Raw genomic sequence first — 15,495 nt, 5'->3', positions numbered from 1 at the left:
CCGCCGGGCGTGGCGGGGGGGCGGGGTGATGTTGCAGAATCGCCCGACCGTTCCGGCCACGCCTTGTAATGGTGGCGGCAGCCTTACTGCTTTTCCGCGTTCGGCAGGTCGAACGGCATATCCTCATAGTCGATCAACCGGGTCTTTTTGACGAGCCGGTAGCCGATCCACAGTGCCAGGAACATCGGCACGCCGATATAGGTCGCCAGGATCTCCGGCCAGCGGTTGGGGATATCGGCGAACGCCTGGTAATTCTGGCCGGCCACGATCACCACGCACAGCACGCCGGCGAAGATCGGGCCGAAGGGGTAGAGGGGCGACCGGTACGCGAGGTCGCTGACGCTGTAGCCCTGGTAGATCAACCCGCGCCGGAAGCGGTAGTGGCTCAGGGCGATGCCGAGCCAGGCGAAGAAGCCGGTCATGGCCGAGGTATTGAGCAGCCACAGGTACACCGCCTTGTCGCCAAACAGCGAACTGAAGAAGCACAGCGCGCCGATGCCGGTGGTGACCAGCAGCGCGTTGAACGGCACGCCGTTCGGCGTGAGCCGGGCGAACATGCGCGGGGCGCGGCCGCTGACGGCCAGGCCGTACAGGATGCGGGTGGAGACATACATGCTCGAGGTGCCCGCAGACAGCAGCGCCGTCAGCACCACCGCGTTCATCAGCCCCGCCGCGAAGGCCAGCCCGGCGTGGCGGAACACCAGCGCGAACGGGCTCACGCCCACGTCGGTCACGTCGTTGCGCAGCAGGCTCGGGTCGGTGTAGGGAATCAGCACGCCGATGATCAGGATCGCCAGCACATAGAACAGCAGGATGCGCCAGAAGGTCTGGCGGATGGCGCGCGGCAGCGTGCGGGCCGGGTCGGCGGCCTCGCCGGCGGCCACGCCCACGGTCTCGGTGCCCTGGAACGAGAATCCGGCAATCATCGCCACGGCGAACATCCCCGGCACCCCGCCAACGAACGGCGCCTCGCCCGTGGTGAAGTTGTGCCAGCCCGACTGCGGCCCGCCGTTCATGATGCCGAAGATCATCAGCACGCCCACGCCGAGGAAGACCACCACCGTGACCACCTTGATCAGCGCGAACCAGTATTCGGCCTCGCCGAAGCCGCGCACCGAAAACGCGTTGAGCGCGAACATCAGCGTCAGGAAGCCGCCGCTCCAGGCCATGCCCGGCACGTCCGGGAACCAGTACTGCATGACGAGCTGGGCGGCAGTCAGCTCCACGGCAATCGTTACGGCCAGGCTGAACCAGTAGTTCCAGCCGAGCGCAAAGCCGAAGCCTTCCTCGACGTAGACCGCGCTATAGGTGACAAACGAGCCCGCCACGGGCATGTGCACGGCCAGTTCGCCCAGGCTGGTCATCAGGCAATAGACCATCAGGCCGATCAGGCAGTAGGCGAGCAGGGCGCCGCCGGGGCCGGACTGGGCGATCGAGGCACCGGAGGCCACGAACAGCCCCGTGCCGATGGCCCCGCCGAGGGCGATCATGGTCAGGTGGCGCGCCTTGAGCTTGCGGCGCAGGTCGTCGTGCTCGACGACGGGATGTTGATGCGGATGTGGGTGCGAATGAGAGGAAGACATCAGGTAGACACAGGGTCGCTGCAACGTCAGGGAATACCGGCGGCCTCGTAAGCCGGCCGGGGCGCGCGGGGACGCCATACCCGTAAAAATGAAAAGGCGCGAGTCTAACCTGTCCTTTTTAGTGGATTCGAGTGCGGCGTCAAATAAAGTCGAACCCGGGCGGCAGGGTGGGTGAAAAGTGCCTCTGCCGCCATGACGGACATCAAACGGGCTGATTCCCTACGGGTTCCCCCTGAGGGTTTCGGCACGCTGCGAGGCTCACCATGAACGCCGGATGGAGCGGCCATAAAGCCCGCGCATGACACGGAATCCATCGCAGAAAATTGAAATTGAACGACCGTGCTATTTTGTGTATGCTTGATCCGCTTTCGGGTCCGACAGCCCGTGGAGCAAGGGATTGCGGGGTGAGGAGACATTTCACGACACCGCCGCGCAAGGCCCCGGCAGTTACCAAAATTCGAGAATTCGAATCCCGAGATAACCAAAGACCAAAGGAACCAGCATGACAGCGCAGTATCAGGTTCAGGACGGCGTTGCCGTCATCACGCTCGACAATCCCCCCGTCAACGGCCTGGGTCACAGCACCCGGCTGGGCATCGTCGAAGGCTTGACCCGTGCGCTGGACGATGCGGCCGTCAAGGCCGTCGTCATCACCGGCGCCGGCAAGGCTTTCTCGGGCGGCGCCGACATCCGCGAATTCAACACGCCGAAGGCCACGCAGGAGCCGACGCTGCATTCGGTGATCCGCGCCGTGGAGGCATCCTCCAAGCCGGTCGTGGCCGCGATTCACTCGGTGGCCATGGGTGGCGGGCTGGAACTGGCCCTGGGCTGTAACTACCGCGTGGCCGCCAAGGGCGCGCAGATCGCGCTGCCTGAAGTGAAGCTGGGCCTGCTGCCCGGCGCCGGTGGCACGCAGCGCCTGCCGCGCGTGATCGGCCTGGAGCATGCGCTGAACATGATCGTCTCGGGCACGGCCATACCGTCCGAGAAGTTTGCCGGTTCGAAGCTGTTCGATGAAATTGTTGACGGTGACGTGCTGCCCGCCGCCATCAAGTTCGCCCAGAACGTTGGCGCGGCCCCCGGCCCGTACCCGAAGGTGCGCGACCTCAAGGTCCGTCACGAGAACGCCGAGGGCTTCCTGGCCTTCGCCAAGAACACCGTGGCTGCCGTGGCCAAGAACTTCCCCGCGCCGCTGAAGTGCGTGGAGGCCGTGGCTGCCTCGCTCAAGCCGTTCGAGCAGGGCCTGAAGGCAGAGCGCGAAGGCTTCATGTACCTGGTCGGCACGCCGGAATCGCGCGCGCTGCGCCATGCCTTCTTCGGCGAGCGCGCCGCCAGCAAGATCCCCGATGTGTCCAGCGATACGCCGGTGCGCAAGATCGAGCGCGTGGCCGTGATCGGCGCTGGCACCATGGGCGGCGGCATCACCATGAACTTCCTGAACGCGGGTATTCCGGTGACGATGCTGGAAACCAAGCAGGAAGCGCTGGACCGTGGCGTGGCCACGATCCGCAAGAACTACGAGAACAGCGCCAAGAAGGGCAAGCTCACGCAGGAGAAGGTCGAGCAGCGCATGGGCCTGCTGAACACCACGCTGTCCTATGACGACATCAAGGACGCCGACATGGTCATCGAGGCCGTGTTCGAGGAAATGGGCGTCAAGGAAATCGTGTTCAAGAAGCTGGACGAAGTGATGAAGCCCGGTGCGATCCTGGCCTCCAACACCTCCACGCTGGACGTGAACAAGATTGCCTCGTTCACCAAGCGTCCGCAGGACGTGGTGGGCATGCACTTCTTCAGCCCGGCCAACGTCATGAAGCTGCTGGAAGTGGTGCGTGGCGCCCAAACCGGCAAGGACGTGCTGGCCACGGTGATGCAGATCGCCAAGAAGATCAAGAAGACGGCCGTGGTGTCCGGCGTGTGCGACGGCTTCATCGGCAACCGCATGATCGAGCAGTACAGCCGCCAGGCCGGCTACCTGCTGGACGAAGGCGCGCTGCCCGAGCAGGTGGACAAGGCCATCGAGAAGTTCGGCTTTGCCATGGGCCCGTTCCGCATGGGCGACCTGGCCGGCAACGACATCGGCTGGGCTATCCGCAAGCGCCGCGCCGTGGACAAGCCGGACATCCAGTACTCGAAGACCGCCGACAAGCTCTGCGAGCTGGGCCGCTTCGGCCAGAAGACCGGCGCCGGCTGGTACGACTACAAGCCGGGCGACCGCAAGCCGTACCCGAACCAGCAGGTCAACGACATGATCGTCGAGCACTCGAAGGCGCTCGGACTCACGCGCCGCAAGATTTCCGACGAGGAGATCGTGGAGCGCCTGGTGTTCGCGCTGGTCAACGAGGGCGCCAAGATCCTGGACGAGGGCATTGCCTCGAAGGCGTCCGACATCGACATGGTCTACCTGACCGGCTACGGCTTCCCGCTGTTCCGCGGCGGCCCGATGCTGTACGCAGACCAGGTTGGCCTGTTCAACGTGGTCCAGGCCATGCTGCGCTACGCCAAGGGTTACCACGGCGAAGCCTGGAAGCCGGCCGCGCTGCTGACCAAGCTGGCCGACGAGGGCAAGGGCTTCAACGGCTGACCAGCCATTCATATCGATAGCAGATAGCGTGAGGAAGCGGACCCGACCATGACCTACGGCGCGCAGGACTGCCTGCTGGTGATCGACGTGCAGAACGACTTCATGCCCGATGGCGCGCTGGCCGTGCCGCGTGGCGATGAAGTGGTGCCCGTCATCAACCGGCTGGCGCAGGCGTTCGGCCATGTGGTGATGACGCAGGACTGGCATCCCGCCGGCCATGCGTCGTTCGCCACCAGCCACGCCGGCCGCGCGCCGTTCCAGACCACCACGCTGGCCTATGGCGAGCAGGTGCTCTGGCCGGACCACTGCGTGCAGGAGACCCCGGGCGCCGCGCTGCATGCGGACCTGTGCATCCCGCACGCCCGGCTGGTGCTGCGCAAGGGCCACCATGCGAACGTGGACAGCTATTCCGCGTTCCTGGAGGCCGACCGCACCACCCGCACCGGGCTGGCCGGCTACCTGCGCGAGCATGGCGTCACCCGCGTCTTCTGCGCCGGGCTGGCCACGGACTACTGCGTGGCCTGGAGCGCGCTCGATGCGCGCGCCGCCGGTTTCGAGGTTGTGGTGATCGAGGACGCCTGCCGCGCCATCGACCTGAACGGCTCGCTGGAACAGGCCTGGGCGGACATGACCGCCGCCGGCGTGGTCCGGGCGACGGCCGCGCAGGTGCTGGAAGGCCATCCCGCCGCCCCACGCTGAACACACTGAATAACTCGCAAGAGACACCAAGATACCGAGGAGCAAGACATGAACGAGGCAGTCATCGTATCCACGGCCCGCACCGGGCTGGCCAAGAGCTGGAAGGGCGCATTCAACATGACCCACGGCGCGACCCTGGGCGGTCACGCGGTCCAGCACGCCATCGCGCGCGCCAAGATCGAGGCGGGTGAAGTGGAAGACGTGCTGATGGGCTGTGCCAACCCGGAAGGCGCCACCGGCGCCAACATCGCGCGCCAGATCGCCCTGCGTGCCGGCTGCCCGGTGACCGTGCCCGGTGCCACCGTGAACCGCTTCTGCTCGTCCGGCCTGCAAACCATCGCCATGGCCGCGCAGCGCGTCATTGCCGATGAAGGCGACATCTTCGTGGCCGGCGGCGTGGAGTCCATCTCGTGCGTGCAGCAGGAGATGAACCGCCACATGATTCAGGAAAGCTGGCTCAACAAGAACAAGCCGGAAATCTACTGGAGCATGCTCCAGACCGCCGAGAACGTGGCCAAGCGCTACAACATCTCGAAGGAGCGCCAGGACGAATACGGCGTGCGCAGCCAGCAACGCGCCGCCGCCGCGCTGGAAGCCGGCAAGTTCAAGGACGAAATCGTGCCGATGACGGTCCTGGCGGGCGTGGCAGACAAGGCCACCGGCCAACTGATGACCAGGGAAGTGACCATCGACGCCGACGAGGGCATCCGCGCCGACACCACGCTGGAAGGCGTGGCGAAGATCCGCACCGCCATGCCCGGCGGCGTGGTCACGGCTGGCAATGCGTCGCAGTTCTCCGACGGCGCCTCGGCCGTGGTGGTGATGAACGCGAGCGTGGCGGCAGCCCGCGGCCTGCAGCCGCTGGGGGTGTTCCGCGGCTTTGCCGTGGCCGGCTGCGAGCCTGACGAAATGGGCATTGGCCCGGTGTTCGCGGTGCCCAAGCTGCTGAAGAAGGCTGGCCTGAAGGTGGACGACATCGGCCTGTGGGAGCTGAACGAGGCCTTCGCGGTGCAGGTGCTGTATTGCGCCGACACCCTCGGCATTCCGATGGATCGCCTGAACGTGAACGGCGGCGCCATCGCCGTGGGCCACCCGTACGGCGTCTCCGGCGCCCGCCTGGTCGGCCATGCGCTGATCGAAGGCAAGCGCCGTGGCGTGAAGTACGTGGTTGTGACGATGTGCATCGGCGGCGGCCAGGGCGCTGCCGGGCTGTTCGAAGTTCTGTAAGGCGCGCTGGGCGCTGCCTCACCCCTCTCCCGCTCGGGAGAGGGGCGTCCCCCTTTCCAAGAATTTTCAGCCCGGAGCCTCGCATTCCATGTCGCTGATTCTTTCCCGCCGTGACCTCAATTTTGTGCTCTATGAGTGGCTCAAGGCGGAGGACCTCACCCAGATTCCCCGTTACGCCGACCACTCCCGCGAGACCTTCGACGCCGCGCTGGACACCTGCGAGAAGATCGCCACGGACCTGTTCGCGCCGCACAACAAGAAGAGCGATGCCAACGAGCCGCACTTCGACGGCGAGACGGTCAGCATCATTCCCGAGGTCAGCACCGCGCTGCGCGCCTTCTGCGACGCCGGCCTGATGGCCGCCGGGCAGGATTACGAATACGGCGGCATGCAGCTGCCGGTCACGCTCGAGAAGGCCGCGTTCGCCTACTTCAAGGCGGCCAACGTCGGCACCAGCTCGTACCCGTTCCTGACCATCGGTAACGCCAACCTGCTACTCACGCACGGTACGCCGGCGCAGATCGACACCTTTGTCCGCCCCGAACTCGAAGGCCGCTTCTTCGGCACGATGTGCCTGTCGGAGCCGCAGGCGGGCTCGTCGCTGTCGGACATCACCACGCGGGCCGACTATGAAGGCGAATCGCCGCTCGGCCAGCAATACCGGCTGCGCGGCAACAAGATGTGGATCTCGGCCGGCGAGCACGAGCTGTCGGAGAACATCGTCCACCTCGTGCTGGCCAAGATCCCCGGCCCGGACGGCAAGCTGATTCCCGGCGTGAAGGGCATCTCGCTGTTCATCGTGCCGAAGTACCTCGCCAATGCCGATGGCTCGCTCGGCGAGCACAACGACGTGGTGCTGGCCGGCCTGAACCACAAGATGGGCTATCGCGGCACCACCAACTGCCTGCTGAACTTCGGCGAAGGCATGAGATATCGCCCGGACGGCAAGGCTGGCGCCATTGGCTACCTCGTGGGCGAGCCCCACAAGGGCCTGGCGTGCATGTTCCACATGATGAACGAGGCTCGCATCGGCGTGGGTCTGGGCGCGGTGACGCTGGGCTACACCGGCTACCTCCATGCGCTGGACTACGCGCGCAACCGTCCGCAGGGCCGGCCGGTTGGCCCGGGCGGCAAGGACCCGGCGAGCCCGCAGGTGAAGCTGGTGGAGCATGCCGACATCCGCCGCATGCTGCTGGCGCAGAAAAGCTATGTCGAAGGCGGGCTGGCGCTGAACCTGTACTGCGCGCGGCTGGTGGACGAGGAACACGCGGCCAAGGCCGCCGGCGAGGCCGAGCGGCACCGCGAACTGTCGCTGCTGCTCGACATCCTGACCCCGATCGCCAAGAGCTGGCCGTCGCAATGGTGTCTGGAGGCGAATAACCTCGCCATCCAGGTGCATGGCGGCTACGGCTATACGCGCGAGTACAACGTCGAACAGTTCTATCGCGATAACCGCCTGAACCCGATCCACGAAGGCACCCACGGCATTCAGGGCCTGGACCTGCTGGGCCGCAAGGTGGTGATGCAGGACGGCGCGGCGCTCCGGCTGGTGGGCGAGCGCCTGCGCGCCTCGTGCGAGCGTGCTGTGGCTACCGGCGACAAGACGCTGGCGGCGCAGGCCGCCGCGCTTGGCAAGGCGTCGCAGCGGCTGGCGGAAGTCACCGCCACGCTGTGGTCGGCGGGGGACCCCAACGTCACGCTCGCCAATGCCTCGGTCTATCTGGAGGCGTTCGGCCACGTGGTGGTGGCGTGGATCTGGCTGGAGCAGGCGCTGGTGGCACAAGCCGCGCTGCCGCAGGCACAGGGCGAGGGAGAAGGCGAGGACGCCGATTTCTATCGCGGCAAGCTGGCGGCGGCGGCGTTCTTCTTCCGCTTCGAGCTGCCGAAGGTGTACCCGCAACTCGACCTGCTGGCCACGCTGGACCGCACGACGCTGGACATGCAGGACGCCTGGTTCTGACCGCCACGGCCCCCGCATCCACACGATAACAAGGAGACAAGCATGCATACCATCCAGCAACTGTTCGACCTCAAGGGCCAGACCGCGCTGATTACCGGCGGCTCGCGCGGGCTCGGGCTGCAGATTGCCGAGGCGCTGGGCGAGCAGGGCGCGCGCATCGTGCTGTCCGCCCGCAAGGCCGACGAACTGCAGGCTGCGCAGGCGCATCTTCAGTCGCGCGGCATCGAGGCCGACTGGATTGCCGCCGATGGCGCGCGTGATGACGAAATCGCCCGGCTGGCCGACGAGTCGCTGGCCCGGCTCGGCCACATCGACATCCTGGTCAACAACGCCGGCGCCACCTGGGGCGCCCCGGCCGAAGACCACCCCGTGGAAGCGTGGGACAAGGTGATGAACCTGAACATCCGCGGCCTGTTCCTGCTGACGCAGCGCGTGGGCAAGCTGTCGATGATCCCGCGCCGCCATGGCCGCGTGATCAACGTGGCGTCCATCGCCGGGCTGGCCGGCAACCCGCCGGGCAGCATGGAGACGATTGCCTACAACACCTCCAAGGGCGCCGTGGTCAACTTCACGCGCACGCTGGCGGCCGAGTGGGGCGAGCACAACATCACCGTCAACGCGCTGGCGCCGGGCTTCTTCCCGTCGAAGATGACCAAGGGCTCGCTGGAGCGGCTGGGCGTGGAGGCGATGTGCGCCGGCGTGCCGCTGCACCGCCTGGGCGACGACGAAGACCTCAAGGGCGCCGCGCTGCTGTTCGCCACGGCGGCGGGCAAGCACATCACCGGCCAGATCCTGGCCGTTGACGGTGGCGTGAGCGCGGTTTGAGCGCAGTCCGAGTACGATCCGAACCATGACGCAAGACAACGGCTTTAAGCTCCAGATCCCGTTCCTGGCCGACCTCGGCGTGCGCTGCAACTTCATGGAGGGCGGCCGCAGCGAGATCGAACTCGACCTGCGCGAGCGCCACCAGAACAGCTGGGATATGGCCCACGGCGGCGTGCTGATGACGCTGCTGGACGTGGCCATGGCCGTCGCCGGCCGGTCGATGGACACCGATGGCCGGGGCGTGGTCACCATCGAGATGAAAACCAGCTTCATGGCGCCGGGGCGTGGCAAGCTGCGCGCGCGCGGGCTGGCCGTGCATCGCACCTCGACCATGGTGTTCTGCGAGGGCGAGATCGTCGATGAAGCCGGGGCGATCGTCTCCAGGGCATCCGGCACCTTCAAGTACATCAAGCGCATGCCGCCCCAGCGCAAGCCCGGCTCGCCTGACTCCGGCGCGGATGGCTGACGGCTGACCGTTGCGCCGCGTCTTCTCGTATTTTTCCTAACGTATCTCCTGATCGAGCGAAGGAACCCATCATGTCGAAGCAAACCTATCAGCGCATCGTCCTGGCCTCGCGCCCCACGGCAGCCGTCACGCCCGACAACTTCCGCCTGGAGCAGGCGCCCGTGCCGGAACTGGCCGATGGCCAGGTGCTCGTGCGCAACCATTACCTGTCGCTGGACCCGTACATGCGCGGCCGCATGAGCGAGGGCAAGTCGTACGCCAATCCGCAGCCGCTGGGCGAGGTGATGATTGGCGGCACCGTGGGCGAGGTGGTGGCGAGCAAGAATCCGAAGTGGAACGTGGGCGACAAGGTTGTCGGCATGTTCGGCTGGCAGGAATACGGCGTGAGCGACGGCGGCGGCATCCAGAAGGTCGATACCACGCATATCCCGCTGTCGGCCTACCTTGGCTCGGTGGGCATGCCCGGCGTGACGGCCTGGTACGGCCTGAACAAGATCATCGCGCCGAAGGCGGGCGAGACCATCGTGGTCAGCGCCGCGTCCGGCGCGGTGGGCAGCGTGGTGGGCCAACTGGCGAAGCTCGCCGGCTGCCGCGTGATCGGCGTGGCCGGCGGACGCGACAAGTGCGACTACGTGGTCAAGGAACTCGGTTTTGACGCCTGCGTGGACTACAAGGCCGCCAAGGACGCCAAGGAACTCTACGCGATGGTCAAGGACGTCACCCCGGACGGCATCGACGGTTACTTCGAGAACGTGGGCGGCGACATCCTCGACGTGGTGCTGGCCCGCCTGAACGCCTTCGCGCGCGTGGCGGTGTGCGGCCTGATCGCCGGCTACGACGGCCAGGACATGCCGATCCGCAATCCGCGGGCGATCCTTGTATCGCGTGCACGCATCGAGGGCTTTATCGTCTCCGAGCACATGGACGTCTGGCCGCAGGCGCTCAAGGAACTCGGCACCTACGTGGCGCAGGGCAAGATCAAGTTCCGCGAGAGCATTGCCGAGGGGCTGGCCAGCGCGCCGGAAGCCTTCATCGGCCTGCTGAAGGGCAAGAACTTCGGCAAGCAACTCGTGAAGCTGGTCTGACGCCAGCCGCCACACGTATACCTATATAGAGGGAGACACCCCATGAACGCCCCGCAATCCACACCCCGCCCCGACGACATGGCCGAGGGCCTGTCCGAGGAGGTCAAGGCCCGCTACCGCAACCTGCCGCGCCCGCCCAAGTTCGACACCCCGGCGCAGGAGCGGCTGCACCGCAAGCAGCGGCTGGCGGCGGCGTTCCGGCTGTTCTCGAAATTCGGGTTCGATGAAGGCGTGGCCGGTCATATCACCGCGCGCGACCCCGAGTTCGAGGACACCTTCTGGGTCAACCCGTTCGGCGTCCATTTCAGCCAGGTGACGGTGTCCAACCTGATCCGCTGCGATCACCACGGCAACGTGGTGGAGGGCGACTACCCGGTCAACGCGGCGGCGTTTGCCATCCACTCGCGCGTGCACCAGACCCGGCCGGACGCCGTGGCGGCGGCGCACTCGCACAGCACCCATGGCCGCGCGTGGTCCACGCTGGGCCGCAAGCTCGATCCGCTGACCCAGGATGTCTGCGCCTTCTACGACGACCACGCGCTGTACGACGACTTCGGCGGCGTGGTGGTGGAACTCGACGAAGGCCAGCGCATTGCCAACGCGCTGGGCGACAACAAGGCCGCCATCCTCCAGAACCACGGCCTGCTGACCGTCGGCAAGACCGTGGACGAGGCCGCGTGGTGGTTCATCACGATGGAGCGCTCGTGCCAGGTGCAACTGCTGGCGGAGGCCGCGGCGGCGCGCACCAACGCCCCGCTCAAGATGATTGGCGAGGCAGCGGCGCGGCAGGCATACTCCATCGTCGGCACTGCACAGGCGGGTTGGTTCCAGTTCCAGCCGCTGTACGCGCGCATCGTGCGCGAGCAGCCCGACCTGCTGGAATAAGCCCCCATCGATCCAACCCGACCTGACCGGACCCGCATCGCATGCCTGACATCATCCTGCATCAGTACGCCACCTCGCCGTTTTCCGAGAAGATCCGTCTCGTACTCGGCGCCAAGGGCTTGACCTGGAACGCGGTGGAGATCCCGCCCATCCTGCCCAAGCCCGACCTGCTGGCGCTGACCGGCGGCTACCGCCGCACCCCGGTGATGCAGATTGGCGCGGACATCTATTGCGATACGGCGCTGATCTGCGACGTGCTGGACCGGCTGGCCCCCCAGCCGCCGCTGTACCCGGCCATCCAGGCTGCCTCGGCGCGGCTGGCGGCGGCGTGGATGGACAGCGCGCTGTTCACGGCCTCGGTCACCTACACGATGCAGCCGGCCGGCGTGCAGGCGATGCTGGCGCACCTGACGCCGGGCCAGGTGCAGGCGTTCATCGCCGACCGCAAGGCCATGCGCGGCGATACCAACGCGCTGCGCATGCCGCTGCCCGAGGCCGCCGCCATGCTGCACGACACGCTGGGCCGCCTGCAGGAGCAGTTCGCGGCAGGGGTGCCGCATGTGGCGGGCCCGGAGTTGTCGATCGCCGATTTCTCGCTGTTCCACAACCTCTGGTTCATCCGCCGCGCCACGCCGCTGGCGGCGATCCTCGACGGCTACCCGCTGGTCAAGACCTGGTTCGCGCGGATGCAGGCGTATGGCCACGGCAAGCTGCGCGTGGTGCCCTCCGAGACCGCCATCGCCGATGCGCTGAACCACGACCCGCTGCCGCACGACACCACCATCCTGCCCGGCAGCGGCTTGTCGGCGGGCGACCCGGTCACGGTCACGCCCACCGATTACGCGAAGGACCCCGTCGCCGGCGTGCTGCTGACACTGACCGGCCACGTGGTCACCATCCGCCGGCAGGACCCGCGTGCCGGCGCCGTCAACGTCCATTTCCCGCGGCAGGGCTACCACGTGCAGTCCGCCGCCTGACACCCCTATATAAGAAGGCATCTGCCGGAGGAGACGATATGAAGCAGTTCGAGAGCAAGGTGGCGGTGATCACCGGCGGCGCGTCCGGTTTCGGCAAGGAGTTCGCCCGGATCGGCGCCTCGCTGGGCATGAAGCTGGTGCTGGCTGATGTGCAGGAAGATGCACTCGACGCAACCATCGCCGAATTCAAGGCGCAGGGCGTGCCGGTCATCGGCCTGCGCACCGATGTGTCGCGCGCCGAAGACGTGCAGGCGCTGGCGGACGCGGCGATGACCGCGTTCGGCGAAGTCCACCTGCTGTTCAACAACGCCGGCGTCGGCGCGGGCGGGCTGCTCTGGGAAAACACCCAGAAGGACTGGGACTGGGTGCTCGGCGTGAACCTCTACGGCGTGATCCACGGCGTGCGGATCTTCACCCCGCTGATGCTGGCCGCTGCCGCGAAGGACCCGGCCTACCAGGGCCATATCGTCAATACGGCGTCGATGGCGGGGCTGTTGAACCCGCCGGCGATGGGGGTCTACAACGTGTCCAAGCACGCGGTGGTGGCGCTGTCGGAGTCGCTCTACCAGGATCTGAGCCTGGTCACGGAGCAGGTGCATTGCTCGGTGCTGTGCCCGTACTTCGTGCCGACCGGCATCAGCCAGTCGCAGCGCAACCGCCCGGCCGGGCTGGCCAATGAGGCACCGCCCACGCGCTCGCAACTGGTGTCGCAGGCGTTGTCGGACAAGGCCGTCCATTCCGGCAAGGTGACGGCGGCGGACGTGGCGCAGCTGACTTTCGACGCCATCCGCGACGAAAGCTTCTATATTTACTCCCACCCGCAGGCGCTGGAGACGGTGCGGCAACGCATGGAGGACATCGTCGGCCAGCGCAATCCGGGCGATCCGTTCGGCGACAAGAAGGAAGTGCGCGCCGGCCTGATCGCCGCGCTGCGCGGCTGAACCGAGCCACCCTAACGTAAAGGAGTGGCGATGGAGACCGCGATGACCGCACCCGCTGTGATTCAGCACCTGCAGTTTGCCAACCTGCCCAACGGCACCCGCCTCCATTACGCGAGCGCCGGGGAGCAGGGCAGGCCGCTCATCCTGTTCGTGCATGGCTTCCCCGAGTTCTGGTACGCCTGGGAGCACCAGCTGGCGCAGTTCGGCCAGACCCATTTCGCCGTGGCGCCAGACCTGCGTGGATTCAACCTGTCCAGCAAGCCGGCCGAGCCGGACGCCTACAAGCCGAAGCATCTGGTCGAAGACCTCGTGCAGTTCGTGCGCGCGCTGGGCTACCAGCGCTGCGTGGTGGTGGCGCACGACTGGGGCGGGGCAATCTGCTGGAACCTCGCCATCCAGCATCCGGATCTGGTCGAGCGGTTGATCATCATCAACTCGCCCCATCCGTATGTGTTTGCCCGGGCGCTGTCGGCCGATGCGGCGCAGCAAAAGGCGTCGGGCTATATGAACTGGCTGCGCAAGCCGGGGTCCGAGCAGGCGCTGGCCGCCGACGAATTCGCGCTGCTGGAAAAGATGCTGACGGGCGACGCGGACCGGCTGCCCGCCTGGTTCAACGGCGAGACGCGCACGCGGTACCACGCGGCCTGGTCGCAGCCGGGCGATGCCGGGAGCCATCCGCTCACGGGGGGCGTGAACTACTACCGCGCCTCGCCGATGCACCCGCCCGGGCCGGGCGAGGCTGCGCCGGACATCTCGCGGCTCGATCCGTCGGCCTTCGTCGTGCGCGTGCCCACGCTGGTGATCTGGGGCGAGAACGACCGCGCGCTACCGAAGACGCTCGCGGACGGGCTGGAGGACTTCGTCCCCGACCTGCGCCTGGAGCGGATTCCGGAAGGCACGCACTGGATCATCCACGAGCAGCCCGAGCGGATCAATCTGCTGATCCGCAGCGCGCTGCCGTGATTGACGATGGAGAGGAGAGAAGGGTGACTAGGTGAGCCGCTCGCGGTACAGGCGGTAGTTCTCGTCATCGAAGCAGACGAAGGTCACCTGCTCCAGGCTCGGCGCCTTGGGCAGGGCGTCCCGCACGGCGCGGATGGCGATGTCCACGGCGCGGTCGCGCGGGAAGCCGTAGATGCCGGTGCTGATGTTCGGGAAGGCGAGGGTGCGCAAGCCCTGCTCGCCGGCCAGCCGCACGCTGTTGCGGTAGGCGCTGGCCAGCAGCGCGTCCTCGTCCTGGCTCCCGCCCTTCCAGACCGGCCCCACTGCATGGATGACATAGGGCGCCGGCAGCAGGCCGCCCGTGGTGATGACCGCTTCGCCGGTCGGGCAGCCGCCCTGTGCCTCGCGGATCGCCCGGCACGCGTTCATGATGGCCGGCCCGCCCGCGCCGTGGATGGCGCCGTCCACGCCCCCGCCGCCCAACAGGCCGTTGTTCGCGGCATTGACGATGGCATCGACCTCCATCCGCGTAATATCCCCGTGTACAACCTGCAAGTGCTCGCCTGTCATGGTGTCTCCCGATGGAATACGCTCTCAGCATAGCCGCTGATGTGGTCGATGATCGCGCAAAAGCGTCGCCAAAACACATCGCCACAGTGATTTCGTCATGCTGCAACTGCAAAACGCTGGCATGATACGGAAAACGAACGATCGTTCACTATTCGAACCTCGACAATATTCAGAGACAGCTTCCTCGGGTCAGTCCATGTCCGCCAAGCCTTTGCCGACCGATTCCGCGTCCGGCGTCCCTCCTGGCAAGTCCTCCCAGCCGCTCGACCCGCAGGTTGCGCAGCTGCTGGACCTGATCGCGCGCGCCAAGCGCCCGCCGATCCACGCGCTGGAGGTGGCGGACGCCAAGATTGCGTACGAGAAAAGCGCGCCGATCCTCGATATTTCGCCGCCGCCCGTCCATGACGTGGAGAACTTCGCCATCCCGGCGCGCGACGGCCATCAGATTCCGGTGCGGCTCTATGCACCGCGCGAGGCAAGCTGGGCCGATCCGCTGCCGTTGCTGGTGTATTTCCACGGCGGCGGGTTTACAGTGGGGAGTGTCAATTCGCACGATGCGCTGTGCCGCACGTTCTGCCTTGGCGCGGAATGCCTGGTGTTGTCGGTGGACTACCGGCTCGGGCCGGACTGGCAATTCCCGACGGCCGCCCACGATGCCTTCGACGCGCTGCACTGGGTCTTCGCCGAAGCCGAGCGGCTGGGCGCCGACCCGGCCCGGATCGCGCTCGGCGGCGACAGCGCTGGCGGCACG

Annotated in this window: 14 protein-coding genes; 12 read left to right on the top strand and 2 right to left on the bottom strand. The window is 66.7% G+C overall.

The window, feature by feature from the left end; genetic code table 11:
- Window positions 1-83: 83 nt before the first annotated feature.
- The gene (locus tag KHO18_RS14750; protein WP_211943440.1) at window positions 84-1,583 is read right to left on the bottom strand and encodes an amino acid permease; all 1,500 of its coding nucleotides are present in this window, start codon (window positions 1,581-1,583) and stop codon (window positions 84-86) included.
- A gap of 502 nt (window positions 1,584-2,085) precedes the next feature.
- Here KHO18_RS14750 and KHO18_RS14745 point away from each other — a divergent pair.
- The 11 genes from KHO18_RS14745 to KHO18_RS14695 all read left to right on the top strand — a co-directional run bounded on the left by KHO18_RS14745 (window position 2,086) and on the right by KHO18_RS14695 (window position 14,195).
- A complete protein-coding gene (locus KHO18_RS14745; protein ID WP_144195545.1) occupies window positions 2,086-4,167 on the top strand; it encodes a 3-hydroxyacyl-CoA dehydrogenase NAD-binding domain-containing protein in 2,082 nt (693 codons plus the stop codon).
- A gap of 48 nt (window positions 4,168-4,215) precedes the next feature.
- A complete protein-coding gene (gene pncA, locus KHO18_RS14740) occupies window positions 4,216-4,866 on the top strand; it encodes a bifunctional nicotinamidase/pyrazinamidase (protein ID WP_211943439.1) in 651 nt (216 codons plus the stop codon).
- Between the two features lie 48 nt (window positions 4,867-4,914).
- Entirely contained in the window at window positions 4,915-6,093 is a 1,179-nt protein-coding gene (locus KHO18_RS14735) for an acetyl-CoA C-acyltransferase (protein ID WP_144195541.1), read from the top strand.
- A gap of 88 nt (window positions 6,094-6,181) precedes the next feature.
- Window positions 6,182-8,053, top strand: a complete 1,872-nt coding sequence (locus KHO18_RS14730; RefSeq protein WP_211943438.1) for an acyl-CoA dehydrogenase — start codon at window positions 6,182-6,184, stop codon at window positions 8,051-8,053.
- A 42-nt stretch (window positions 8,054-8,095) separates the two neighbouring features.
- Entirely contained in the window at window positions 8,096-8,878 is a 783-nt protein-coding gene (locus KHO18_RS14725) for an SDR family oxidoreductase (protein WP_092293158.1), read from the top strand.
- A gap of 25 nt (window positions 8,879-8,903) precedes the next feature.
- Window positions 8,904-9,344 carry a PaaI family thioesterase gene (locus tag KHO18_RS14720; RefSeq protein ID WP_144195537.1) on the top strand — a complete coding sequence of 147 codons (441 nt, stop codon included), beginning with the start codon at window positions 8,904-8,906 and terminating at the stop codon, window positions 9,342-9,344.
- A 71-nt stretch (window positions 9,345-9,415) separates the two neighbouring features.
- A complete protein-coding gene (locus KHO18_RS14715; RefSeq protein ID WP_144195535.1) occupies window positions 9,416-10,429 on the top strand; it encodes an NADP-dependent oxidoreductase in 1,014 nt (337 codons plus the stop codon).
- Between the two features lie 42 nt (window positions 10,430-10,471).
- Window positions 10,472-11,314 (top strand): class II aldolase/adducin family protein, encoded by an 843-nt coding sequence (locus KHO18_RS14710; protein ID WP_144195533.1) that lies wholly within the window; start codon window positions 10,472-10,474, stop codon window positions 11,312-11,314.
- Window positions 11,315-11,355: 41 nt separating this feature from the next.
- Window positions 11,356-12,291, top strand: a complete 936-nt coding sequence (locus tag KHO18_RS14705) for a glutathione S-transferase family protein (protein ID WP_144195531.1) — start codon at window positions 11,356-11,358, stop codon at window positions 12,289-12,291.
- A 38-nt stretch (window positions 12,292-12,329) separates the two neighbouring features.
- A complete protein-coding gene (locus KHO18_RS14700; RefSeq protein ID WP_144195529.1) occupies window positions 12,330-13,232 on the top strand; it encodes an SDR family oxidoreductase in 903 nt (300 codons plus the stop codon).
- Window positions 13,233-13,262: 30 nt separating this feature from the next.
- A complete protein-coding gene (locus tag KHO18_RS14695; protein WP_144195527.1) occupies window positions 13,263-14,195 on the top strand; it encodes an alpha/beta fold hydrolase in 933 nt (310 codons plus the stop codon).
- Window positions 14,196-14,222: 27 nt separating this feature from the next.
- On the opposite strand, the gene KHO18_RS14690 is transcribed toward KHO18_RS14695, so the two are convergent.
- A complete protein-coding gene (locus KHO18_RS14690; RefSeq protein ID WP_144195525.1) occupies window positions 14,223-14,744 on the bottom strand; it encodes an O-acetyl-ADP-ribose deacetylase in 522 nt (173 codons plus the stop codon).
- 196 nt (window positions 14,745-14,940) lie between these two features.
- On the opposite strand from KHO18_RS14690, the gene KHO18_RS14685 reads away from it, so the two are divergent.
- A partial coding sequence (locus tag KHO18_RS14685) for an alpha/beta hydrolase fold domain-containing protein (protein ID WP_211943437.1) occupies window positions 14,941-15,495 on the top strand: 555 nt, incomplete at its 3' end.

Origin of the sequence: Cupriavidus campinensis, assembly GCF_905397395.1 — a bacterium.
Taxonomy (GTDB): Bacteria; Pseudomonadota; Gammaproteobacteria; order Burkholderiales; family Burkholderiaceae; genus Cupriavidus; species Cupriavidus campinensis.
This window is presented reverse-complemented; position numbering and strand designations above follow the sequence as displayed.

What these genes read in the sequence shown, in the direction of transcription:
- pncA (WP_211943439.1), top strand. Translation starts at nt 4,216, where the DNA reads ATGACCTACGGCGCGCAGGACTGCCTGCTGGTGATCGACGTGCAGAAC.
- KHO18_RS14750 (WP_211943440.1), bottom strand. Translation starts at nt 1,583, where the DNA reads ATGTCTTCCTCTCATTCGCACCCACATCCGCATCAACATCCCGTCGTC.
- KHO18_RS14700 (WP_144195529.1), top strand. Translation starts at nt 12,330, where the DNA reads ATGAAGCAGTTCGAGAGCAAGGTGGCGGTGATCACCGGCGGCGCGTCC.
- KHO18_RS14730 (WP_211943438.1), top strand. Translation starts at nt 6,182, where the DNA reads ATGTCGCTGATTCTTTCCCGCCGTGACCTCAATTTTGTGCTCTATGAG.
- KHO18_RS14690 (WP_144195525.1), bottom strand. Translation starts at nt 14,744, where the DNA reads ATGACAGGCGAGCACTTGCAGGTTGTACACGGGGATATTACGCGGATG.
- KHO18_RS14720 (WP_144195537.1), top strand. Translation starts at nt 8,904, where the DNA reads ATGACGCAAGACAACGGCTTTAAGCTCCAGATCCCGTTCCTGGCCGAC.
- KHO18_RS14735 (WP_144195541.1), top strand. Translation starts at nt 4,915, where the DNA reads ATGAACGAGGCAGTCATCGTATCCACGGCCCGCACCGGGCTGGCCAAG.
- KHO18_RS14745 (WP_144195545.1), top strand. Translation starts at nt 2,086, where the DNA reads ATGACAGCGCAGTATCAGGTTCAGGACGGCGTTGCCGTCATCACGCTC.
- KHO18_RS14705 (WP_144195531.1), top strand. Translation starts at nt 11,356, where the DNA reads ATGCCTGACATCATCCTGCATCAGTACGCCACCTCGCCGTTTTCCGAG.
- KHO18_RS14710 (WP_144195533.1), top strand. Translation starts at nt 10,472, where the DNA reads ATGAACGCCCCGCAATCCACACCCCGCCCCGACGACATGGCCGAGGGC.
- KHO18_RS14715 (WP_144195535.1), top strand. Translation starts at nt 9,416, where the DNA reads ATGTCGAAGCAAACCTATCAGCGCATCGTCCTGGCCTCGCGCCCCACG.
- KHO18_RS14725 (WP_092293158.1), top strand. Translation starts at nt 8,096, where the DNA reads ATGCATACCATCCAGCAACTGTTCGACCTCAAGGGCCAGACCGCGCTG.
- KHO18_RS14695 (WP_144195527.1), top strand. Translation starts at nt 13,263, where the DNA reads ATGGAGACCGCGATGACCGCACCCGCTGTGATTCAGCACCTGCAGTTT.